The 23,279-nt window shown below is 53.8% G+C and carries 18 protein-coding genes, 1 tRNA gene and 1 pseudogene; 10 read left to right on the top strand and 10 right to left on the bottom strand.

The genetic code is table 11. From position 1 onward, the window contains the following. Positions 1 to 2,710, bottom strand: a 2,710-nt coding sequence (locus tag HU806_RS18675; protein ID WP_186613161.1) for a DUF6531 domain-containing protein, incomplete at its 3' end; no start/stop codon positions are given. After that, entirely contained in the window at positions 2,710 to 3,456 is a 747-nt protein-coding gene (locus tag HU806_RS18680; RefSeq protein ID WP_186613162.1) for a DUF4123 domain-containing protein, read from the bottom strand. The genes HU806_RS18680 and HU806_RS18675, both read right to left, overlap by 1 nt. Positions 3,457 to 3,858: 402 nt before the next feature. On the opposite strand from HU806_RS18680, the gene HU806_RS18685 reads away from it, so the two are divergent. Genes HU806_RS18685 through HU806_RS18700 form a run of 4 tightly spaced genes read left to right on the top strand, consistent with a single transcriptional unit; the run spans position 3,859 to position 6,062 of the window. Then, the gene (locus HU806_RS18685) at positions 3,859 to 4,605 is read left to right on the top strand and encodes a 2OG-Fe dioxygenase family protein (RefSeq protein WP_186613164.1); all 747 of its coding nucleotides are present in this window, start codon (positions 3,859 to 3,861) and stop codon (positions 4,603 to 4,605) included. Positions 4,606 to 4,618: 13 nt separating this feature from the next. Continuing rightward, complete coding sequence (locus HU806_RS18690) at positions 4,619 to 5,056, top strand: GNAT family N-acetyltransferase (protein ID WP_186613313.1); 438 nt, start codon at positions 4,619 to 4,621, stop codon at positions 5,054 to 5,056. Next, positions 5,053 to 5,766, top strand: coding sequence for an AzlC family ABC transporter permease (locus tag HU806_RS18695; RefSeq protein ID WP_186613166.1), 714 nt, complete (start codon positions 5,053 to 5,055; stop codon positions 5,764 to 5,766). The genes HU806_RS18690 and HU806_RS18695 overlap by 4 nt, the downstream gene beginning before the upstream one ends. After that, on the top strand, positions 5,745 to 6,062 hold the full coding sequence (locus tag HU806_RS18700) for a branched-chain amino acid transport AzlD family protein (RefSeq protein WP_186613168.1): 318 nt from the start codon (positions 5,745 to 5,747) through the stop codon (positions 6,060 to 6,062). Before HU806_RS18695 ends, HU806_RS18700 begins: the two co-directional genes overlap by 22 nt. On the opposite strand, the gene HU806_RS18705 is transcribed toward HU806_RS18700, so the two are convergent. Continuing rightward, on the bottom strand, positions 5,979 to 6,902 hold the full coding sequence (locus HU806_RS18705; RefSeq protein ID WP_186613170.1) for a LysR family transcriptional regulator: 924 nt from the start codon (positions 6,900 to 6,902) through the stop codon (positions 5,979 to 5,981). The two genes, HU806_RS18700 and HU806_RS18705, sit on opposite strands and share 84 nt — an antisense overlap. Positions 6,903 to 7,242: 340 nt before the next feature. On the opposite strand from HU806_RS18705, the gene HU806_RS18710 reads away from it, so the two are divergent. Together HU806_RS18710 and HU806_RS18715 are read left to right on the top strand one after the other, a co-directional pair. After that, positions 7,243 to 7,653, top strand: a complete 411-nt coding sequence (locus HU806_RS18710; protein WP_186613172.1) for an MbcA/ParS/Xre antitoxin family protein — start codon at positions 7,243 to 7,245, stop codon at positions 7,651 to 7,653. Next, positions 7,653 to 8,330 carry an RES family NAD+ phosphorylase gene (locus HU806_RS18715; RefSeq protein WP_186613174.1) on the top strand — a complete coding sequence of 226 codons (678 nt, stop codon included), beginning with the start codon at positions 7,653 to 7,655 and terminating at the stop codon, positions 8,328 to 8,330. The genes HU806_RS18710 and HU806_RS18715 overlap by 1 nt, the downstream gene beginning before the upstream one ends. 97 nt (positions 8,331 to 8,427) lie before the next feature. On the opposite strand, the gene HU806_RS18720 is transcribed toward HU806_RS18715, so the two are convergent. Together HU806_RS18720 and HU806_RS26530 are read right to left on the bottom strand one after the other, a co-directional pair. Continuing rightward, positions 8,428 to 10,035 (bottom strand): methyl-accepting chemotaxis protein, encoded by a 1,608-nt coding sequence (locus tag HU806_RS18720; protein WP_186613176.1) that lies wholly within the window; start codon positions 10,033 to 10,035, stop codon positions 8,428 to 8,430. A 275-nt stretch (positions 10,036 to 10,310) separates the two neighbouring features. Beyond that, positions 10,311 to 10,544, bottom strand: a complete 234-nt coding sequence (locus HU806_RS26530; RefSeq protein WP_527251158.1) for a DUF3077 domain-containing protein — start codon at positions 10,542 to 10,544, stop codon at positions 10,311 to 10,313. A gap of 434 nt (positions 10,545 to 10,978) precedes the next feature. Here HU806_RS26530 and HU806_RS18730 point away from each other — a divergent pair, with 434 nt between their 5' ends. The 4 genes from HU806_RS18730 to HU806_RS18745 all read left to right on the top strand — a co-directional run bounded on the left by HU806_RS18730 (position 10,979) and on the right by HU806_RS18745 (position 18,598). After that, on the top strand, positions 10,979 to 12,172 hold the full coding sequence (locus HU806_RS18730; protein ID WP_186613178.1) for an SIR2 family protein: 1,194 nt from the start codon (positions 10,979 to 10,981) through the stop codon (positions 12,170 to 12,172). Beyond that, positions 12,162 to 13,922 carry an ATP-binding protein gene (locus HU806_RS18735; RefSeq protein ID WP_186613179.1) on the top strand — a complete coding sequence of 587 codons (1,761 nt, stop codon included), beginning with the start codon at positions 12,162 to 12,164 and terminating at the stop codon, positions 13,920 to 13,922. The genes HU806_RS18730 and HU806_RS18735 overlap by 11 nt, the downstream gene beginning before the upstream one ends. A gap of 15 nt (positions 13,923 to 13,937) precedes the next feature. Then, entirely contained in the window at positions 13,938 to 14,150 is a 213-nt protein-coding gene (locus tag HU806_RS18740; protein WP_186613181.1) for a KTSC domain-containing protein, read from the top strand. A gap of 662 nt (positions 14,151 to 14,812) precedes the next feature. Continuing rightward, on the top strand, positions 14,813 to 18,598 hold the full coding sequence (locus HU806_RS18745; RefSeq protein WP_202884434.1) for an anti-phage protein Upx-like protein: 3,786 nt from the start codon (positions 14,813 to 14,815) through the stop codon (positions 18,596 to 18,598). Between the two features lie 277 nt (positions 18,599 to 18,875). Here the strand turns inward: HU806_RS18745 and HU806_RS18750 are convergent, their stop codons facing one another. The 5 genes and pseudogenes from HU806_RS18750 to HU806_RS18770 all read right to left on the bottom strand — a co-directional run bounded on the left by HU806_RS18750 (position 18,876) and on the right by HU806_RS18770 (position 22,936). Next, complete coding sequence (locus HU806_RS18750; protein ID WP_080663468.1) at positions 18,876 to 19,151, bottom strand: hypothetical protein; 276 nt, start codon at positions 19,149 to 19,151, stop codon at positions 18,876 to 18,878. Then, positions 19,148 to 20,127, bottom strand: a pseudogene (locus HU806_RS18755) (integrase domain-containing protein). The gene HU806_RS18750 and the pseudogene HU806_RS18755 overlap by 4 nt, the downstream one beginning before the upstream one ends. Positions 20,128 to 21,023: 896 nt before the next feature. Continuing rightward, positions 21,024 to 21,353, bottom strand: a complete 330-nt coding sequence (locus HU806_RS18760) for a hypothetical protein (RefSeq protein ID WP_025996615.1) — start codon at positions 21,351 to 21,353, stop codon at positions 21,024 to 21,026. Between the two features lies 1 nt (position 21,354). Then, positions 21,355 to 22,689, bottom strand: coding sequence for a tyrosine-type recombinase/integrase (locus tag HU806_RS18765; protein WP_186613183.1), 1,335 nt, complete (start codon positions 22,687 to 22,689; stop codon positions 21,355 to 21,357). Positions 22,690 to 22,860: 171 nt separating this feature from the next. Beyond that, positions 22,861 to 22,936, bottom strand: a tRNA-Thr gene (locus tag HU806_RS18770). Positions 22,937 to 23,279: the final 343 nt, after the last annotated feature.

Genomic DNA, 23,279 nt, shown 5'->3' on the forward strand with positions numbered 1-23,279 from the left:
GGTCGTCGGCGTATTCGTAGCGGGTGATGCGCCCCAGTTCGTCGCGTTCGGCGGTGACCTTGCCGTAGGCGTTGTAGCTCCAGGCGCGGGTTGCGCCGGTGGGCAAGGTGGTTTGCAGCAAGCGGCCGACGGCGTCCCATTGGTAATGGGTGATGGCGCCGTGTTCGTCTTGACGACTGACCTGTCGGCCGAGCTCATCGTAGGTGTATTGAAGCAGGCTGTCGTCGGGCAGGCATTCCTCAACCAATTGGCCGAGCTTGTTCCAGGCCAATGAATGGAGGCTACCGTCGGGGTGGGCAATGTGGATCAGGCGACCTTGGTCGCTGTAATGGTAGTAAGTGATGTTTCCATCTGGATCGGTCTGCTGGGTGATGTCACCTTGTCGATTGCGGCGATATTTCCAACTGGCTTTGCCACGGTGGACGTCACTTACGAACCCATTGATGTGCTCGTAAATCACCGCCTCTTCTTCTGGCGGAATGACGGCTATCAGCAAGCCGTCTTCGTCGTAGCGGTATTCGGTCACGACGCCCAGCGGGTCTTGCTCCGCAATCAACTGACCCTTTTCGTTATAGGCCTTGCGATGCTGCGCACCGTCCGGATCGGTCTTGCTGATCAGCCGCGCTTTATCGTCGTGGGTATAGGTCTCCTCGCTACCGTCCGCATCGGTTACGGTGACGGTTCCGTTGTTGTCCCAGGCATAACGCGCATGCATTTGCGAAAAACTGGCCCAATGACGAGTGCAGCGGGCCAGCTTGCCTTCGTTCTCCCATTCCCAGAAAAAGCTCGCACCGCCGGCCAGTTGTCGCTCAACGATGACGTGTTGCTCGTTGTAGCGATAACGCTCGGTTTCACCGGCGGCATTTGTCGCCTCGACCAGACGATGCTGGGCGTCATAGCGGTAAGTGACCAGCGTCTGGACAGTCGACCAGCAGCGTTCCAGAGTGTCCGCCGGCTTAAATTGTTGGTAGTCGACCGCGGTGATTCGACTATTGCCGTAACGAAAGAGCAGGCCCCGCCCCGCGCCGTTGTCCAGGCGCTTGATCTGCCCGAGGGTGTCGCGGGTAATGCGCAACCGATTGCCATAGCTATCGCTGATGGCGCTCAACGTCGCCTCATCGTTATGAAGGCGAAAGTGATAGAACGAGGGACGCTGGCCCGCTTGCGCCACAATCAGCTCGCTGGAATCATCGCCCAGGTAAATGGCTGCACGGGAGAGGCTGTTGGTAATCGCCGGACGCTGCTTGCTCGGACGCGGGAAAGGCGTCGACCGATTTTCGTGATCGGTCCAGATGACCTCGTCACCCTTGATTTCGAGCCGATGGGCCAGCGCATGACTCCAGCCGTAGCCCAGGCCGCAGTCGACTTCCACCGCGCTGGTTCGGTACAGGCGTGTCCACTCGAAAGGCAGCAGACCGTCGAGTTGGCCATCGTTGAGCGTCAATAACTCTTCGCCGGTCACCATCGAGACCGGGCATTTGTCGGTGCAGGTACGGGCGGCGGGCTCGGCGCTGTTGCCGGTCGGTGTCGTTGCCTGCTTGGAGGCATCGTCGCCCGTTTTGCCAGCGACTAGCCTGGCGTTTTTCTTGGCATCGATGCGTAGCTCGACCGCGCCTTTTTTCATCGGCGCGGCCATGCCCCGCACCGCCACCGGAATGTATTTGGCGACATAGCCCATGAAGCCATTGATGATGGCGAATACGGACTCTACGAAGCCTATTACCGCCTTGAAGATGATTTCCCCGTATTTCTTCACCCGCGCCGCGAGATAAATGACCCCGGATCCCTCGGCAACCAGTGTCAGGACAATCGCCACCACAATATCGATTACGACGCCCATGGCTGCGGCGGTGGTCATCCTTGCGTAATCTTGGGCCGTTTGCATCGGCGGCAGGCTCGCTAGCCAGATCAGCGCGCAGCGCATCATCAGGAAAAGCGCGGCCTCGTCGCTGGCCAACAGCATGGCCTTCTTCATGACCTCGGGTGTTTGCTTGGCCACCTCGATGAGATGAAGGGCGCCTTCGCCCAGTTCATCTACGAATTTCGCCGGGTTCTTCAGGATTTCAAAGACCAGGCTGATGCCATCCCACACGCCTTTGATAGCTTCCCAGCCACCCTCGAGAATGCCGCTGCCCACCGCCAGGACGGTACCGGACAAAGACAGGCTCGACCACTGCTGCCGGTATCCCGCCGGACCTTCCCATTTATTGCGCAGGAATTTTTCCAGCTCGCCGGTCAGCCCGTCATAGGCACTGAACAACGCGTTGATCTGAGCGGGCGTGACCTTGCTGTGCACGCGTATCTGGTAGTACTTGCCGGGAACACCGTCAGCCCAGCGGGCCTTTCCTTGAGCGTCCAGCTTGATAGCGCTGGTTGCCCCGGTGTCGACATCGACGATATCTACATCGATATCACCAATCGGGATGTCGTAGACCGACTCGAACTTGCTTTCGATCAACAAGGGCCCTTTCATTGGGCACCGCGCTACGTTCGAGTTGAAATCGCCGTCAGTCATGCCCACCGATTTCTGACTGTCCCCGATCTTGATGATGCGCTCCATGCCCGTGAGGGAAGGCAGGTCCCTGAGTCGGCTGAAGTCATCGGCACGTTGTGCATACCAGGCTTGGGTCTGCTCTTGATAACGCTTCAAACTGTCCTTGAATGTCGCCAGTTCCTCGTCGACGAAAGCAATGTGAGCCTTTGCTGACATCAACCTTGCTCCTGGAGCAAATCATTCAGCAGCGTTTCCCGAAGATTGTCCCGAGCACCCGTCTGCCGTACGTAACGGCTGACTTTCAGCCGCAGGTTACCTTTGGGCCAAGTGGTAAACAGATACAGATGTTCCTCTTCCAGCCACTGCATCAGGCCGTCCAGTGACACTGATGGGTTCTGCTTCGCCAAAGCATCAGACAAGTCCGTCGGCATCTCCCACCATGGCCAATCCCTCGCCGCCGGCACTTTCCTGGGCGATGTCTCCAAGGATTTGCCATTGATCAGATATCGCTCAAAGACCGGCAGCAGGTTCCCGGCTTCGGCGCCCAGGCCTTCAAGGATTTGCTGGAGGTATCGCCCATCCCAAAACCGGAAGAACACTTCATTGCCGTCCGGCATCTTTATTTGCGTAAGGCTGCGCAGGTGCGCCAACACCGTTTCCGGCTCACAGCGGGATACGGCAAGCCAGCCCCAATCGAGCGCCTCGGTTTGCGCGATCCATGGCAAGAACGCCGAGCCGGGCTCGAGCTGGGTGACATAGGGCATCACTGGTTGCCAAGTGGCATAAGGTGTGTCGCCCCAGATGGGAAGCAATGGATGAGTGGGGGCGGACAGGCGAAAGGTTTCCATAGCATCTGAATCGCTCGCCGCGCTGATCACCAGATAAAGGTGCTCGTTTTCCTGCAGCGGCTGTTGGGCCAGCCATGCCACAGGGTCGAGGGACACGAATGCCTGTGTTGCCATTGAGGCTCTCCTTCGAAGAGGGGCGAGGTCCGGGCTTCACCCGGCAAAGACGTCACTCACTCAAGGATCAAGCCAGGTTCTGCGAGGGGCCCGTAAACCGGCGTTTCCGTGCGATTTCGGACAGTTGAAGGCGGGGTGGCGGGGGATACGGGCAAAAAAGTGCCTGACAACTTGCGTAGTACTGCGTCACATCTTGCGCATCTGGTGTGAGGCGAGATTTTCTTACGGCGGTTTGCCTTGAATATCGGCGTTGCACAGACTGTTCTGCTGGCGAAAAGTCGTACTAGTGAAACTTTTTGCCTCGTTTCAAGCTGGGCTTTAAATGCCTCAAATACTTTTTCATGGACGCAAATCCTGCACCTACTAGATTAGTCCGCTCAATGCAGTGGAGACCTATGAAAAATGATCGTTCTGAACAGGGAAGTGGGCGAAGCGCTAAGGCGTGACAAATACGTCAACGTCCGCGGTGGAGACTTCAATCTCTACGGTCATTTCGGCGACTTTGTCCGGCTGACCAAAAGCTGGGAAAACATGGAACCCGACAGCTATTACGGCCAGGCCGAGTCAGGCATGCGTTTCCGCCGCTACAGCGATTTCGAATACAACCCCACGACCCGCGAACTCAAGCAGCTTGAACACCGCGCCTATGTCCAGTCCAAAGCCAATAACAGCTACGTCGGTGGACTGGAGCGACACTTCGAGGATTTCTCCAACGAAGTGATCAATTCGCCCGTGATGCGCAGCCTGATCGACACGGACTTCGACGTATACAAAAACGTTCTGCCGCAGGAACTGCATGATGAAATCTGGCAGTGCCAGATCCATCAGATCCGTATCGAGATCAAGCCGGGCAAGCAATTGGAGATCACTCCCGAAGGCATCCATTGCGATGGGTACCCTTTCAGTGGTGTCCATTTCTGGGGGCGTAATAACGTCGCCGGCGCGGAAAGCCGTCTCTACAGCGCCCAGGAAGAGCAATTGGCGGCAACTACTTACGAGGACATCCTCGATACGACCTTTTTCCTTGATCGGGACATGCGCCACTATGTGACCCCTGCCCGCAACACCCACAGCCATGAAATGGCGTTCAGGCAGATCCTGGCGATTTCGTTTTCGCGGCCGGGGACCGCTTTTGACATTGTTCGCTGAACAGCTCGAACCCATGGATGAATCGGTGCCGCAGATCCTGTTGCGCCGAGCCATGGTCAGGGACGCCGAACGACTGGAGCAATTTTTTCGCGGTTTTGCCGAGGTGTCGTTCTGTGAATGGCAGGATGCGCGGTTCTTGCGTGGCGTGCTGTTGCAGGAAACCACCACCGCCTACATGGCTTTCGATGCGACGGGTGACGTCGTAGGCGCGGTCATCGGCGGTATGCTGGGCACTCGAGGGACAATCAATCACTTGGCAGTCAGCTCGCGACATCGCACCCAAGGCCTGGGGCAGCGTCTGGTGGAAGCGGCATCCGCTGACATGAAACGGGTCGGCGTGCTGCGCATGTTCCTGTTTGTCGACGATACCAATCTGGCCGGCAAGCGCTTCTGGGCTGCCCAAGGGTTCTGTGAGCCTCGGGGCGAAATCACTTTCGAGAGGGATTTATGAACAAGACTTCCAGCCAGCCGCTGGCAGTCGAACCACAAGCCTCGCGAACCTTTGCTGAAGCCAGTCCGGTAGTAGCGGGTTATTTCACGGTTTCGTTTGTGTTCGGTCTGATGGCGGTCAACGCCGGGTTGCCATTGTGGCTCCCGGTGGCGATGTGCTTGTTCGTTTATGCAGGCGCCTCACAATTCGCGGCGTTGGCATTGATCTCCAGCGGGGCGTCGTTGACTACTATTGTGCTCACCACGTTCCTGATCAATGCGCGCCACATGCTCATGTCGGTCTACATGGCCAAGGCCTTGCGGGCGTTGGGACTCAGTCGTTTCGAGCGCTGGTGCTACGCGGCGGGGCTCACGGATGAGTCGTTCGCCTTCCACAGCGTCAAGCTGGGCACCGGGGCGCCGGTCAGTGTGCGCTACCTGATCGGTTTCAACCTCTTTTGCCACACCTCTTGGGTGCTGGGCGGCTTGTTGGGGGCCGTTTGTGCGCAATACGCGGCGCACCTGATCAAGTATCAGCTCGACTACGCCTTGACTGCCATGATGCTCTACGTGCTGGTTTCGTTGTGCAACACGCGCAACAAGCTTATCGCGGCGCTGGCGGCAGTTATCTGCATGGGCGCGCTGAGCCTGATAGGCAGCTCGCCGTTCAACGTATTCATCGCCACGTTCGTTGGCTGCGGGGTGGGCGTATGCCTGACCAAACGTTCCTGATCCTCGTCGTTGCGTTGATGATGGCCGTGACCTTCCTGCCCCGCGCCTTGCCGCTGCAGGTGAATACGGACAACTGGCCGCCGTTTGTCGCCCGTGCGCTGGAATACCTGCCGGTGGCGATCGTCGCCGCCATCAGCCTGACTCCGCTACTGATCAAGGATCAGCAGATACAGCTCGACCGTCCGGAGTTCTATGCCGCGATTCCGACGCTGTTATGTGCGTATTTCAGCCGCAACCTGTTTCTCAGTGTGGCGGTGGGCACGGCGGCGTACATCGCGCTCGGTTCGTTCCTGTAGGGTCAGGTCGACGACATCGTGCAGCGCCTGGTCGGATAGCTCGGGATTGTTCACCGCAAGGTGTACTTCCAAGAAATCCTCAAAGTCCGGGAATATCGCCAGGCCGTTGCGCATCGCCGCGTCCCGGGAGACGAGCCCCAAGCCGTCGAGCTGAGTGATCAAAGACAACGTCAGCGTTTCGCTGCAGGAGTAGATCATTCGCTGGTTCGGTCCATACTCGCCGAGGCCCGCATCGAGGAAGCGCAGGAAGCTATGGGAATACGGACATTCTTCTGCCGGACGTACCTGAAATTTGTCGCCAAGCAGGCCAAGGGAATCGTCCTTGTCACCGCAATGGGCGCCGACGACCTGCACCTGCACGCCCGGCATGGGGATGCTGGCAAAGCCATTTTGCTGCCCGATCAGGATTGCCAGGTCAAAATGCTCGTTCTTGAGCTTGCTCAGGTTTTCCATCGACTCGGCGTAACTGAATTCCAGTTGGTACTGGGGAAAAACCGCGATCAGGCGATCAATTATCCGCCGGTTGAAATCCGCCGTCAGCGTGGTGTTGAGCGCCACCTTCAGGCTGCGCTGCCTGGGCGTCTTGAGCGCCGCGACTTTCTCTTCCAGCTGTCGCGTGGCCGCCAAGACCTGATCCATGAACGGCGTCAGTTCGGAGCCTTGGCTCGTCAACGTCAGGCCTTTGTTCGAGCGTCGGAACAACCGAAACCCGAACTGCTCCTCGACTTTGTTCAATTGCGCCGCCAGTGCCTGCACCGTGAGGCACGACTGTTCCGCTGCGGCCGACAACGAGCCGGTCTGCATGATGCGCATGAGGTTGCGTAAGGTTCTGCTATCCATGAGGTAATGCCCTCTACTTAAGTGGGCTCGCTGTTATTTATGCACCCGGCCCCGGCCTGGCGGGGCGATGATCGCTATCATCAAGCACCTTGCCACGGTTGTCGCGGTTTTGTAGCGAAAAGCGCCGGCAGGCGATGATTGGAGCTTAAGTGGGATTTTCGATTTCTGCTGGTTCGGCTTGTCTGTTGATACCGTTAATACAACGACAAGATGTTCCGTTGTAGCAAACCGGTCGGAAAATTATGGTTGCGTCTGTTCGCTTGCGAATTAAATCTTAATTTTTATCCATATATGTACTATTCTCTACGCATCCACCCAGCAACAAAGGAGCCTAAAACTCATGGCGACTTCCTCCATCAACCTCAGCGCCCAGCAACAACTGGATTCCCCGGATGCGGGTCGAGTCGCGTTGAAGTTTTTCTTCAATCTCATGGAGCTGTGGGGCTGCAGTGTCGAGCAGCAGCGTACGTTGTTGGGCAAAGTCGGAAACACGACCTTCTACAAATACAAACAATTACCTGAAAACGTCAGGCTGCCGCGAGACACCCTCGAGCGTATTTCCTATCTCATGGGTATTCACAAGGCGCTGAGCATCATCTTCAGTAACAGCCGAGACCGCGTATATCAGTGGGTCAGCAGCCCGAACACGGCGGCACCTTTCAATGGCCAGTCGGCGCTGTCGTACATGCTGGTGGGACGGGTGGTCGACATTGCCGATGTGCGACGATACCTCGACGGAGTGCGCGGTTGATGACGCCACCGCTGGCGGACCCGAAATGGAAGCGGGCCTATCGGATCGTCAACAGCAGCTTTCCGCCAATCACGCTGTTCGAAGATGTGCTTGACCCGGATGACCTGGCCACGGCCTACGCCCTGGAAGCCCTGACCAATGACCGGCTCATGGAAGAAGCCGGCGTGCTGTCCCGGGTACGCCCTGAAGATCGGGTCTCCGGTCCAGGTTCCTCGCCTGTGATGGCGGCGTTTACCCACATCGGTAAAAGCAGTCGCTTCAGCGATGGCACGTTCGGCGTCTATTACGCCGCCAGCAGCCAGGAAGCGGCCATTGCCGAGACGTGTTACCACCAGGCTCGGTTCTTGAGTGCGACCAACGAGCCTGACCTGGAATTGACCATGCGCACCTACGTCAACCACGTTGTCAAACCCTTGCACGACATTCGCCACGATTATCCACATCTGCACAATCCAGACCCCACGGCCTACGGCCCGTCCCAGGTGTTCGCCCGGGAACTGCGCGCGACATTGTCGTGGGGGCTTTTGTACAACAGCGTTCGTCTGCCCGGTCACGAATGCGTTGCTGCTTTTCGACCGCCAGCGGTATCGATTCCAGTGCAAGGCAAGCATATCCGCTACGTCTGGAGCGCCCAGAAGCGGGAGATTTCGTTTGTGTTCGAGGTGAATCAGGTTTGATTCGAGACTTTATTATGGCTGGGCGATAATTATTGCCCAGCCATAACTAGCGATAAACGGGATCAGGGCTGCTAGCAGCCCGGACCGCAGCGAACGATCAAATCTTGAATTGCTGCACCGAAGACTGCATCGACCCCGCGGCGTCATTCAATTGGTCTGCCGTGTGCTGCAGATTGTGAATGGACAAAGTGTTGTCCCTGGATTGCGCGGCAATCGCTTCTACCCGCTGAGCCATTTCGTCACTGGCTTTGGATTGCTCGGCGATGGTGTGGGAAATTTCCTCGACGACCTCCGCAGCATGCCGGGCACCGGTACGGATTTCACTGATGGACACCCCGGCCTGCTGGGCCAGGTTAACGCCTTCGTCCACGCGGCTGACGCACGCTTGCATGTTCGCCACCGCATCCCGAGCGCTGGTCTGGATACGCTCGATCATCGTGGTGATTTCCTGGGTGGATTGCGTGGTGCGGGCCGCCAGGTTGCGTACTTCATCGGCCACCACCGCAAAGCCGCGCCCGGCCTCACCGGCGCGGGCCGCTTCAATGGCGGCGTTCAGCGCCAGCAGGTTGGTTTGCTCGGCGATGCTCTTGATCACTTGAATGATGGAGTGAATGTCCTCGGAAGACGCATCCAGCGCGGTGATTTTGCCGGAGGACTGGTTGACCACCTCAGCGATCCGGTTCATGCCTTCCACCACGCCGAGAATCACTTGGCCGCCGCTGCTCGCCAGTTGCTCGGACTGCGCCGAAATCGTCCGGGCGCTGTCGGCGTGCTGATTGATCTGGCTGATGTTGGCGATCATCTGCTCCATGCTCGCCGCCATGCTGGTGGCGCTGTGGGCTTGCTGGTCGGCGCTGGACACAATTTGCCGCGCGGTATCGCCCAACGTCCGGGACGTGCCATGCAAGCCATCGCTCTGGCTGCGGATCGTCGCGATCATCTGCCGCAAGTTGGATTGCATCTGCTCGATCACACTTTGCAGTTGCCCCAGCTCATCATCGCCATGAGCGCCCATCGAACGCTGCAAATCGCCTTGGGAAATCGCCTGGGTGTTGAGGATGATTTTATTCAGCGGCGTAAGCACGGCTTTAAGCAGGCTCCACGACAACAGCGCCAGCGCCACGCAGGTCGCCAGCAAAGTGATGATCAGCCAACGTTCAGAAGTATGAATGCTGTGGTCCTGATGCTCGCGAGACGACTTCGCCTGGTCTTCGATCAGCTCGCTGACCGCCTCGTTGCGCTCCTCCAGGGCCTCAAAGGCCTTGTCGAACTCGGCCCGCAACGCCCGGCCATCCTGAGCGCCGCTCAGCGCCTTGCCAATCACCTGCTTGGCTGAAGCGATATAAGCATCGGCCTGAGGCTTCAACTCGGCAATTGTCTGGGAAATCGTTCCCGGCAAACGAGCCTCGGCGTTCTCGGCGATGACCTTACGCATCCGCTCCGAATGTTCATCGAATGCCTCGGTCACTTCCTTGGCGCCGGCGGCATCGCCTGGCGCAACCAGCAAAGCAGCCAACACATCGCCACGAATGGCGTCATGCATCATGTCCGCCTCCATGTGCTTGCGCATGGCTGAAATACTGGTCTCGTTCTGTGCCAAGGCGTCGGTCATGGCGTTATAACCCCACAGCCCGATACCGCCCAGCAACAGCGCAAAAAACAGACTGACCAACCCCGAACCTACAATCTTGGTGCGGATTTTCATCGTTTGCTGCTCCTGGAGCGGGGATTCTGGGCAAGTGTAGTTGAGCGCCAGCGGAGCCTTGGGACAGGCCATGCTCTTATTTGAGGGTATCGGCGGGGGGCGGGATTAGATGAATATCCATAATTGTGTGGACCAGGAAATAGGGTCAACCTGTGGCGAGGGGATTTAGCGAAACGTCGCACCAGCCCCGCTGGGCTGCGATATAGGTAGTGCGTTCCTTGTCTGGCGAAACCCAATGCTGCCCCGCTCATGGAGCAGCACCGAGTCACCGTCCCTTAAGCCGGATTATTCCCCGGAGCTTCCAGCACCTTAACCACGTCATCGATGACGGCCTTGCTCATCTCCTGCAAATAACACGACGCCCAGGCATACCGATCCGCGCCGCAAATCATCGCCGCGTCCTCGGCTAACAGCTTGGCAATGTGGAACAGGTCGGAAGCGTGGCGCAGCTGATGCGCCTTGATTACTTCGGGTTTCCTACGCCCGGTCGCTGAATTGGCAGCGACGATTGGAAAGTATCGGGCGATTGGGAAGGCAGCAATCGTGGCGCGATGCTGGCAGCGTCCTTTCAGATTTCCAGAAAGTCAAAACCAGGCATCTAGGCTGGGGACCCCGCCTCAGAGACAACAAAGCCCTCGCATTTCTGTGAGGGCTTCGTTTTGTATGGTGCGGCACCAGGAGTCGAATCGGAACATTACTTATTGAAAATAAAAGTAAATTTTTAGTTAAGAAACTATCTCTACCTCCATTTGTATCCTCAGATACTTCCGAAACTGACGGTTTTGGCTTGGTTGTCACGCTTTTATTTCGAATTTTCGCTAACAGAGTTTCGGCATTCTCCGCAAGATGAGCCTCGTTCGATAAGAAATGGTGCTATAAAGCCACTAGTACAGCTGCACTGCCGGATAGCGATGCATCGAGGTATCACCATAGGAAGTGGGAAATGGAAGAAATAAATGTACTGAAAGAAATTCGCGAGCTTAAAAGCCAGCTGTCATACGCTAAAAACCTCGGATTTTTTATGGGGGCAGGTACTTCCTGTGCATTAGGACTGCCAAATATCTCGCAATTAACTGTTCAGGTCGAAAAATCTTTAAACGACGAACTGTTAGAGTTTTTTAATATTATAAAATCTGACTTGTCTAAACCTGCGGAGACAATCAGTATTGAAGATATTCTTAATCAAATAAGACGTATACGTGAAATTACTGAAGAACGAGCCGATAGAGATTTTCTTGGAGTTACAGGCGTAAATGCTCGCGATTTAGACGTGGAAATATGTAAGAGTATTTATAATCTAATTACAGAAAAAGAGGTGGGCGCAGACCTCACAATTACAAAGAAATTTTTCGCATGGATGAATATGCAAAGTCGAGATTTTTCAAAAGAGGTGTTTACTACAAATTACGACTTGGTGATAGAGAAATCGCTTGAAGCTATTAGAGCACCATATTTCGATGGTTTTGTTGGTTCATATGAACCATTTTTTTGGCAGGAAAGTGTTGAAAAACTCGTTCGAAGGAGCGATCTAACTCAAAATTGGATCCGTCTATGGAAAATCCATGGTTCTCTTAGTTGGTTTTGGAAAAAAACTGCAAATCTGAAGTCACACAAAATTGTGCGTCTCGGAAAAGTTGAAAAAATAGAAGAAGAAAAAAATGAGATAGTTATTTATCCTTCAAAAGAAAAATATGATTCATCTCGTAGACAGCCCTTTCTGGTTTATTTTGATCGGCTTAAAAATTATCTGTTGAGTGGTGAGCTTCTTTTTGTTTTTAGCGGGTACTCCTTTTTAGATCAGCATATTAATGAGATTATTTTCAATTGTTTGCGCCAAAATAATCGGCTCAGTGTGGTGGTGTTTTTTTATGCTGATAGTGAAGTTGAAAAGCTACACGCTCTTTCAGCGGGGTATTTAAATCTATCGGTGTTTGGTCCGACCACCGCAATCATTAATGGCACGTTAGGAGTGTGGCATTTCGATAAGGCAGAGCTCAAAAACAAAGAGAGTAGCGATAGTTTTTGGCACGAAGGTAATAAGAAGTTATTGCTAGGTGATTTCAATCACTTGGTGGAGTTTCTGGTAGGCAACTCAGGACGCCGTAGCGAAATTGAGGTGTCTATAGATGAAAACTGATTCGACATTTTTGGGTAAGGTCATTCGTGTTGACTCAAGCACTGTAGAGGTAGAGGTGTCATCCGAAATTCCTTCGGCGGCTCCAATAATAAACGGACGTTTGTATAAAATCGGGCAGATTGGTACGTTCATAAAAATGCCAATGGGGAATATCACTATTTACGCTATCGTTGCAGCAGTAAGTGATAGACCATTTGCAGACGATGGTGACGGAGAAAATCGTAATAGCTCGAAATTTCTTTCTGTTCAACTTATCGGCGAAAAAATTGGCGATGGAGAATTTGAGAAAGGGGTTGGTACCTACCCGACAATAGGGGATGAAGTACACTTAGTGATTGAGCAAGATTTGTTTGAGATTTACGGAGAAAAAGATGCTGGCTCCATTGAAATAGGAAAGCACTCCTCGTCTGACAACTTAGGTGTCTACGTAGATGCGCATAATTTGGTTCTACGGCATTGCGGCATTTTGGGGTCCACAGGAAGCGGGAAATCAAACGCAACTGTAAGTATTCTAAAATCTATTTTGGATGGCTATGTTGGCTCCAGGGTCATGTTGGTAGATCCGCATGGAGAGTACGCTTCAGCTTTTCCTAACTCCAAAGTACTTAGAATTAATGAAGTCATTGAGCCATTGGTTATCCCGTTTTGGCTCATGACATTTGAAGAACTCGCTTATTTTTTGGTGGGGGCTGATTATCGTGATGAGCAAAAAATTGAATATCGCTTGCTTCGCGATCTCGTAACGGAGTTAAAACGGGAGAATGTTAATTTAAAAGCAGGTGTAGTCAATCGTGATCTTATAACTGCGGACTCCCCCATTCCCTTCAGTGCCCGACGTCTATGGTACGAAATGAATTGGAATATAAATGCTTCTTTTTCGACGAGTGTAAAAGATGAACAGTTGAAAAATACTGCTCAACAACTTGCACCTGGTGATGCGGAACAATTGATTCCGGCATCATTCGAAGCGTATGCAATGAATAATGCGGCGCCTTATAAGTCTAAACATATGGAGTACTATTCATATGAGAAGAAACTACTTTCTCGGCTGAAAGACTCCCGATACGATTTTTTGTTTGATCCTGGGGATTATAAGACTGCTGACTCACCTAAAGACTTGCATGACTTACTAGCAGATTGGATAGGCTGCCCGCAGCGCTTAACAATTTTGGATCTCAGCGGTGTACCGTTTGAAGTTTTAGATATAACGATTGGGTTGATCACAAGATTTGTTTACGATAGCATGTTTTGGGGGCGTCGAGAGCCATATACGGGTAAGCAAAGACCTCTTCTATTAGCGTTTGAAGAGGCCCATACGTATTTAGGAAAAAATGACAAAAGTAGTTATTCGAAAGCGGCCGTTGAAAAGGTTTTCAAAGAAGGGAGGAAGTTTGGTGTAGGGGCTCTTGTGATTTCACAGCGGCCATCTGAGTTATCTGAAACAATTCTTTCTCAAATCGGAACTTTGATAGCTCTTAGGCTCACCAACTCAAGTGATCAGTTCATAGTGAAATCTGCGGCCCCTGATAATCTTAATAGTTTAATGGATCTCCTGGCATCCTTGCGCGTTGGCGAAGCTGTGATATCTGGAGAAGCTATAAAAATCCCATCCAGAGTTCGACTAAAGCTAAATTACCCGCGTCCGACTAGTGAAGACCCAAAACTGATTGAATGCTGGACTCAAGAATTTCCTCCTGATGGAGAGAACTACAAGACGGTAGTGACAAAAATACGTGAGCAAAAACTTTAAACAATGGAGATTCACATGGAACGTAGAAGCGTATCATCCAGCATGATTAGAAGTATTGGCTACGAGGAATCGATCTCTACTTTAGAGATTGAATTCAATAGCGGCGTGATTTGGAACTATTATGACTTTCCGCTTTCAAGTTGGTACGAGTTTGATGCGGCAGAGTCACATGGAAAATTTTTTCACAGCTCTATAAAAGGGCATTATCGTGAATCTCAGGTTGGATGATTTGGCATTTCTATAAACATCTGCTAGGCATAAATTTTACCGGGAGCTGCCAGCTGTAATTGGCAGCTTTTCGCTGTTATTTACGGACATCTCATCACGATTAATTATAGATGCTAAGTTCACGCTGAACTGCCAGGGTTTGTCTATCCGTAAAGCGAGCAAACGTACAGTTAATAGTTAGTAATAACGCATTGACGCAGCGTGTCGGTTCACATGTTATTTGAGAAGCCAGACGAGGTGTTTTTGTTGCCATCAGCAGTAATGCCAAACCAAAAAACTTCCTAATAAGCACACCTGTTTCTCTAATGAAAATTGAAATCTACAACTACAAACATGGGATGCCACTCAACATCCCCCTTAAGAATTATCGAGAATCGAGAAAAACAGGTGATCTATTGGATAACAGGGACGCTCATTAGCTGGTCCTACGTCAAGATTCAAAATTCCTTTTTGAGGCCGTAAGCATTGGTCAGTAAAAGCACCTCAGACCTTTCTGGCTTCTCGGCTCCCAGTGGAATTCAAATGATGGCTGATCGATGTCGCACCGGTGTACATTCGACGTCAGTACATCACTAATCACAAAGGGACTTGTATGAAAAACGATGCCTTTGGAGCACGCGACTTGTCGCTGACATCATTCACCCTGCCGGGAGGTGCGTGCTTTGGATCGCGTTGATTCGGAAATGAATGATGCGTTTGATTTCCAGGTGTTTCATGCGCTTATGGGAGAGCAACAACGCTGGGCCCAGCTGCGTATAAACCTTCAAGAAGCTTCCAAGGAAGCTGCGGTGCTTTGCCGCGATCTGGCTCGGTTCGACCCCGCGTCTGCTGTGCCGATGATATCGGGGTTGTTGACTATCCCGGAATACCAATCCAACTGCATCCGCCTTGAGCTTTTGGTTGCTCTGGCGCTGATTCATTGCAATGGACGCAAGACACCGAGCATTACCGATTTGCAGCGATGGTTTGCCGAGTTGGGGAAAACACGCTGTGTCTTGGGTGAAGACCCTGCGGAAGACGTATTTGTCTCTCTGGTGCAGACAGATCTCGGCGATTACCGGCTGCTGGAGGGTGTATGGGAGTCGGCCGGATTCTATACGCAACGCGTGATCAACGTGGTGGCCACGATGCCAGATCGGGGATCTTTCAGTCGGTTGAAGCGGGCAGTGCGATCGCTTCTGGTCATATCTGATCTCGTATGCTCAGCAGGCAGATTGAGTCGCTACCAGTTGGGATCGGACGTTCGGCACGCGTCTCTATCGCCCAAGGGTATTGGGTCACGTACCTCCTTGATGTTGCGGGTCACGATTCCGTTTACTCAACTGACGGAGCATGGCGTAGCACTTGATGACCTTGAGCCATTTTTTCTGTCACCGAAGATGCGTTCCAGTCTGCTGTCGCAAGAAGTGGGGTTAAGTGTACTCGATCGAATGCCGTTGCTAGTTCAACGCGACATGTTGGTTGTCGCTCTACCTACGGCACTATCGACCGCACTACGCAGTTTTGTGATCGAATTCCTCCAAGATTCTGGACATGTCGATGTCTTCGATGAAGTAATTGCCGATGAGTTCGCGTTGCTGTTAGGCAACACACCGTTGTTTGGTGGCCCCTTACGCGCACCGGTCTCATGGCGTTCCATAGGTACCCATCGATGGGCAACGTTCGTTCACGAAGTTGATCTCGGACACATCCTGGCTTTCCATCTGTTCTTTCCTTCTGTACGAGGGCATGACGCAGGTGGCTTAAAGCACGATGGTGCACTGGATGTGGAACTTGTTGAGGCCCTACATCAATCGATGCGAGGCGCCGAACAGCATTTCGGAGCCAAGGAAAACTTCCGCAGAGGTCTGCACGTGGTCGTTGGATGCGGCTGGGGCAAAGGCTACTCGGCGGCTATTGTTCCACCGGAAAATGGGAAGTGGGCCTTTGAATCTATATCCGCGGCTGACTTGGTGCGCTTGAGCGCCATTAGCGATATGACACCGGCTCATTTCTGGCGCTTAGAGGAGGGGCTCAGCGCCATCAAGCGTGCAGGCGTCGAATTGGTTAATCTCAATGGAGTACTCAACCTTCTTGGATGGATGCGGCGGAACCACGGTCATTTGGTGCCGCACGATGAGCTTCCGCCAGGCCGCATTTCCCCCGAGCGTCCGGTGCTCCTCAACCCACCACTAAACCTCTTGCGCGATATCCGAGCAGAGGCGGACCTCGCCTACGATCATCATAGTGTGCGTGATACCCTTGGAACATGGCACGACGTGTGCCATATCAATCCAAACCCGCTATTTCAGAGTACGGTCGAGCGGCGACTTTACAGCTGCTTGGACTGCGCGGGGAAAGGCCTACTGATCGCGCTCTATGAAGGCCGCCTGCATTTGTGGGTAGAGTTAGATACGCCCGAAATGGGAGTTCGGGATATTCCGTATCGGCTGTGGGATATGGTATGCGCCTGGCTGCCCCGTATCGGGGCCGCACTCGATGTGCGGTTGTCAGAACAAATAGCGCAAGTATTAAAAGTCAAAGTTGTCTTTGAAGATGATCAAACATCTTTGGAAACACAGGTTGTAGATGACCTTCTGACACTGTGTTCTACAAGGTCGGCCGAAGAGCCGCAGGCGCGCATGGTGGTGTTCGCTAAAGGCTTCATGAGTGGATTCAGGATTCCCACCAACGTCGCCGAACGAGCGGTTGTACGTACGTTGACGCGGGCCTATTTGGAGTTAGTAGGTGAGCCGCAGGCCGACTCCGTCGCTCGTGAGCTAGAGTCCGCCATTGTTGAAAACGATGAGGCCCGGAGCTTTCATGTGCACCATGCGCATAGATTTTTGGACTACGTTCAGGATCAGCTACCTGAGGAGTTGATAGAAATCGACCTCCTCGACATCGCAACAGTGCGGCTCGGCCTAGGCTGGCGGGTCGAACGAAATGATGACTCAGATACCATTAAGGGTAAGCACGCTTGTAACGTCTACCTCAATGGGCTTGTTACGGTACTCGTTGGCGACATCGTGGCAGGCCTAGGCCGCTTTAATCGAGGCGAGACTCTTCATCGGCTCCTGCTCAACTGCGAGAAAGCAGGATCAAAGGAGCGACATTGGAAGCGTACGTCGGCGGCGGTAATAGGACTGCACGGTACGGCTCCTGATGCGATCCAGACTGTTGTAAAAGAGATGTCTAGATTCGCCGGAGCGAATATCTCAAGTCGTGTTCTTGCGGAAATTGCGTTGTGCGCCTGCCCACTAGAAGGTGGCATCCTACCGGCTGATCTGGAGCTGAGTACGTTATTGGCTCGCGTATCATTGTTGATGCGGTTAGGGGGGTTGTCGGATGCGATCCACTACAACGCGCTGACGCCACAGTTGGTGATCTCGCCGCTTGGCGACATCTTATTCAAGGATGATTTTGGCAACAATGTTGTCGAGCCGATGCTTGCGCAGGCGATCGGGGACAACTACGTTGAAAGTGCTCCTCAACAGCGTAAGCATTACTTGCCACCGGAGATTATCCCGTTTACTCGTGGGCGATTAAGTGAGGAGTTCTGGAGCGCATGGACAGTAGAGATGGGCTTCGACTGCGATGAGGCGCGTACTATCATCGGCGTACTTGAAGATATGGCAATACGGGAAAATGTCCCGGTCCTGAAAATCCGTCGAAGTGCATATTACTCCCTCGCCGAGGAGCATGTTGGCGAGGGACAGGTACGTAGGTTTCTAGAGCAGTTCAGTCTGGTGTCCCGGCCTCGTTGGGACAAGCCGCCCAAAAAATTTGCTGGTAAGGACATCTATCCATGGCGCTTCGGACGGCGCCTATCTCTGGTCTCACGTCCGATTCTTCAAGTGGATACTAGCGACGATCCACTTTTGCTAATTGCCCCCGACCTGCTCAGAAGGGGCTTCGCTTACGTCGTTGATGGTGCCTTTCGCGGTGAGCTTGACCAGTCATTTTTCCAGAGCAATGAGATGAGGAACATCTGGTGGGGCAAGGCTAGTGAGGGGCATACGTTTAATCGAAAAGTCACGCAAACCCTGATCGAGGCCGGCTGGGTGGCTAGAGAGGGTGTAGTGCTGCCTGAGCTTCTGCAGCGCAAGTTAGAGCGCGATTTTGGTGACATCGATGTACTCGCCTGGCGGCCCAATGATGGCGTCGTGCTTGTTATTGAATGTAAGGACCTGTCATTCGCCCGCAATTACTCGGAAGTTGCCGCTCTTCTGTCGGAATACCAGGGAAGTGTCGTCGATGGAATTCCTGACAAGTTGCGCCGCCATCTAGACCGCTTCGAATTTTTGGAGGCTAACCTGGAGTCGGTGCGACGTTTCACCAACCTGCCGTCTCCGAGGTTAGTATCGTGCCTCGTGGTCAGCGGCATCGTTCCTATGCAGTACGCCAGAATCGATGCATTGACACACACTTTTGTCGGGAGCGTCGAAGCATTGTTGGAGGTTCATTGATGCAGATTGATCAGGTGGAAGAGCGAGAGTAAATACAGATAGTCACTCTGTTTATTGGGTGGTGTTCAGGCGGTGGCGCTTTGTGTTTTAGGGGCGCTTGGTCCCTGTTGGGCCAAAGTGTGTTTCTTGGATTCAGGATGTTGCGCAAGTTAGGTGGTCATCAGGCGGTGGCCGTCCAAAATGAGCAAAAGTTGCTGGCGCCGCGCAGCATAGCGCAAAGCCTTGCGCAGGTTTGCGACGCTGACCAGGTCGATTTCTGCCGGTCGCGGACCTACGCTTAACGGTTGAAATACCAGGATTCTCCTAAGCGAAGAGTGATCAAGCGTATGGTTAGTACATAGTAATAGCGCGTCGATTCAGCGTGCGGGTTCATGCGGTGAGTTAGAAACCAGACGAGATGCTTTTGCTGCCAGGTCCATGGATTGTCGCGTTGCCAGCGATCAGCTATTGCTGTTTGGATAGCCTTCGCCTGACTCAGGTGGCGCTGGCGTGTGGTATGAGATCCAGTCAGGACGCTCGCCAGGAACAGCTCCATATCGAATGCCTTACTCATGCTCGGCCCCCGATGTAAGCCGAAATTACGTCGATACGACCGTGCCCCAGCTCATAGCTGATTTGCACCCGGGCTTCTGATCGAGGTGTCGGTCGAGCTGGTAGCAACGGCCACCGTTGATGGGCGCAGGATGCTGGGTGATTTGCTCATATCGTTCGCACGCATAGGCTGCCCGCAACTCGTGGAAGCCTTTGAGGTTGTGCTTATGGATGATGTCCCGTGCGGATCGGACGATTCCCTGCAAAAAATCGAGGTAGCGTTCGTTCGGTGCAAGCAGGTTGCGGCTACCGTCGGGTGAGACCTTTTCGGCAAACCTCAATGCGTCATGAATATGATCATCTACCGTAATCCAACGAGGTGCTGACGCGCCTGAACGGCCACCTTTGGTACCGTCCTGGATGTTGATCTTGCCGAATTGCTTGGCTTCACGTTGTAGACGGGGAAGGTCGGCCAAGATCGTCTCGCGTAAGCGCATACCGGTGGCTCGGGCCAACAATGTGATAGCGGCTGCGCGCGACTGCTGATGTCCACAGAGCGCTTCTACGACCCGCTTCACTTGTCCGTGGTCTTGGCCTTGCGGCACCGAGCTGCGAACACTAGTGCGCTGCATGCCCAGCGCCTCGCTCGGACTCGGCACTTTCACATATTGATCACCGCGAAGCGCGGCCATGGTTCGGTTCACGCTGGACAATCGGTTTTGCGCGGTGGCGATGGCGAGCTCACCTTGTTCAACTTGCTGCCGCAGATGTCTGGCGTAATCCAGCAAAGTCTGCCGAACAATCTGCCGAGCATCGTTAAACCCTGGCCCATCTTCCGACCGACACCAACGAACAAACGCCTGCCAGCGATCACTGTGCGCCTTGACCGTGCCGTAATGCCCGCCGCCAAATAGGTTGCGCAACGCCTGCGGCCCGGCATAACTCAGCTGCCGGCCGTAGCCAAAATTACGCCCATCGCGTCTACCTACTAGCGCCATGATCAAACTCCCCTCGAAGCCAAAACCTTTGAAACCTTCCCCACGTCATCCCGCCAAGAATGTTGAGTGTTATCAGGGATCAAGGCCCCTGCGACCTGTGAGGGTTGTCCACTAACGCGGGACTTGCGGCTCCTTACGACCGGGAGCTTGGGCATCTCATGATCTGACCTCCTGAGCACTTCCGAAGAAGTGGGCGGGTGGAGGCTGCACTGGCTGACGAGATCAGCGCCGCGAGATCCTGAGTCGGGTGAAGGCAGTGATGAGATGACCGGGGCATGCCTGACTGTCAGTCAGGTACAGCCCATTCCTTGGGCTGCGGCACCATCATCTGCATCGCTGTTGCTGGTGACTTCGGTGTTTGTCACGCCGATTGTCACGAGGGGAAATGCCGCAAAGCCTTGTACGAGGTGGGCTGCAGCAGCGGTAGGAGCGCCCGTCTCTTTCCGGAAGAAAGAGACGGGCGCAGGTTGGCGCAATGAAATGGCCAAGCGGATAGGTTGCTGCAGGGCAGCTATAAAGGGTATGAGTTGCCGCAGTGGGCACTCTGGTAGAAGTAGGCATCCATCACATCGCTGTGACCGTGCGAGCCGCCGGACGCTAATCGCACTTTGGGAGAACCACCACGGTGTGGCGTAGCCTTAAAGGTTCTGGCTACCTGGGTTGCTGTCAACGACAGCGCTTTGCCCGATCTTTTCTACGCCTGTGGATAAGTCGGGTCAAGACTCCAATTCTCGGGAGTTCTGCTGCTGTGGATGAAATTATCCACCGGTGGAAGTCTGTGGTTTTCCACAGACAGTTGCGTGGGCATTAGATTTTTTAAGTGAGGTCCATCCAAACAGGGCGGCTTTGCAGCCCTGTTTGGATGGACCCGCGTGGCAGAGCAGATTGCGAGAGTCTTACGGATGTACGCTTGCTTTACTGCGGCACTTTAAAAGCCAAAGCAGTGTCAGCACCGTCGGCCAAAACAACGTGTTGAGAATGTCGTGAGCGCTTGCCTGCCAGCGCCAGTATCCGAAGCTTCCAATATCGTCTCGCCGATCTACCCACTCGCCTGCACACGCAATGATGAAAACAACCAGCCAGCCAAGGTATGGCCTGTAACGTCGGGTGCCAACGATCAACGTTAAATAGACCGCCATGCCCAAATAGATATGCAGCGCGTCTTTTGACAGTCCGGTTGCCGACACAATGGCGAGCTTGATGCTTTGTGCGGTTGAGATATCCATATCAACTCCACCTCTCTGCGCCAGTGCCAGGCTTCGCCTTTATCCGGGTAACGTTATCTCCAATCTGGTTGGCGAATTCGTGTGGAGTGACATGCTCCTGCCGGTTGGCCTCCAGGTACCGGCTCCACCAGTTCATGATCAGCCTGCGTTCCTCGATGAACTCTGCCTTGTGGATGTAAGCGGCGCGGACGTTGTTGCGTTCCTTGTGGCTCATCTGCCTTTCAATGGCGGTCTCGGACCACAGTCCTGATTCAATCAGCGCGCTACAGGCCATCGAACGAAAGCCATGGCCGCAGATTTCGGTTTTGGTGTCGTAGCCCATCTTTCTGAGTGCGCTGTTCACCGTGTTTTCAGACATGGGTTTCCAGGGCTTGGCATCGCCTGCAAACACCAGGTCGAATTTGCCGGTGAGGGAGTGGATCTGTTCAAGCAGGGCCACGGCTTGCGGCGATAAGGGTACAAGGTGGATGTCCCCGGCCATCTTCGTACCCCTTGTTGAAAAGGGTACTCCGTCCAGCGCGGGTCGAGTGTCCGGTATCTCCCAGGTGCCGCGCTTGAGGTCGAACTCGCTCCAGCGGGCGAAGCGCAGTTCGCTGGAGCGGACGAACACATGCAGCGAGAGCATGACCGTCAGCCGGGTAAGTGCGCGGCCTCTGTAGATGTCGATACGCTCCTGCAATTCAGGCAGGCGCGATAAGGGTAAAGCAGGGCGGTGAATCACCCTCGGGGCTTTGATCAACCCTTCAAGGTCGGAGGCAGGGTTTGCCGCGATCTGTCGAGCACGTTTCGCCTCGCGCATGATGCTTTGCAGGTAGTTTTGTACCCTTAAAGCGACGTCAATCGTGCCGCGTTTCTGGATCGCTTCCAGAGGTTGCATCAGGTCATGGGTGTCCAGATCGACAATAGAGCGAGCGCCGATCAGCGGGAAGACATGGGTTTTGAGGCGGCTCAGGACGGTCTTGGCATGGCCCGGAGCCCATTTGGCAGACATCGCTTTGTGCCAGTCCAGTGCAGCGCTTTCAAAGGTTCGGCCTTTGATTGCGGCCTGCGTCTTGGCTTGATGTTTGGTCTCTATGGGGTCGATGCCTTTCGCCAGCATCCGCTTGACCTCTAGGCGCTTGTTGCGCGCATCGGCGAGGCCGACCACGGGGTAGCTGCCGAACGAGGTCAGTCCTTCGCGTCCATCAGGTTTGACATACCTGAGACGCCAGCCTTTACGGCCATTGGGTTGGACTAGAAGGTAGAGGCCGTCGCCGTCGAAAAGCTTGTAGGCGCGGTCAGTGGGCTTGGCTGAGCGGCAAGCCGAGTCGGAGAGTGGAGCAGTGGTGCGCGACATAAGGGTACTCCCCCTTTATCGAATTACCTTACCCCTAACGTTACCCCTAAAACGGCTGGAATCCACCAGATTTTGACGTAACCCGACAGAACCCCAAAACGAAAAAACCCGCCAGAAGGCGGGTTTTTCGGGGGTTCCAGAGATTTTGAAAGCCTTCTCTGGAACCTTGTATGGTGCCGGCACCAGGAGTCGAACCCGGGACCTACTGATTACAAGTCAGTTGCTCTACCAACTGAGCTATACCGGCGTGTGGGCGACGATTATAGCGATTGGGTGGTTTCTGTAAACCCCTGAATTCTGACTATTTTTAAGCAAGCCACTGATCCCGGATGCAATCGCGGATGGGCGGTGTTTGCGGGGTGCGAAAAGTACGGCTGCTCGGTGCTAGCGATAAAGCGGAAAATTCACGTTCCGTTCCAATAAAACGCGCCTTTATATCGGTTTGTCCCGGCGCTTATACACAATCGAAACAACCTCGCCGGCCGCAATTTTCATTTTTGTGACAACCTTCTCGTCCAGCCGCAAATATCTGTTTTCATGGTTTTTTATCCATATGAACAAAAAATGAACAGCTTTGAAACGGTCAGGAA

The organism is Pseudomonas sp. SWRI154, assembly GCF_014268645.1.
Lineage (GTDB): Bacteria > Pseudomonadota > Gammaproteobacteria > Pseudomonadales > Pseudomonadaceae > Aquipseudomonas > Aquipseudomonas marvdashtae.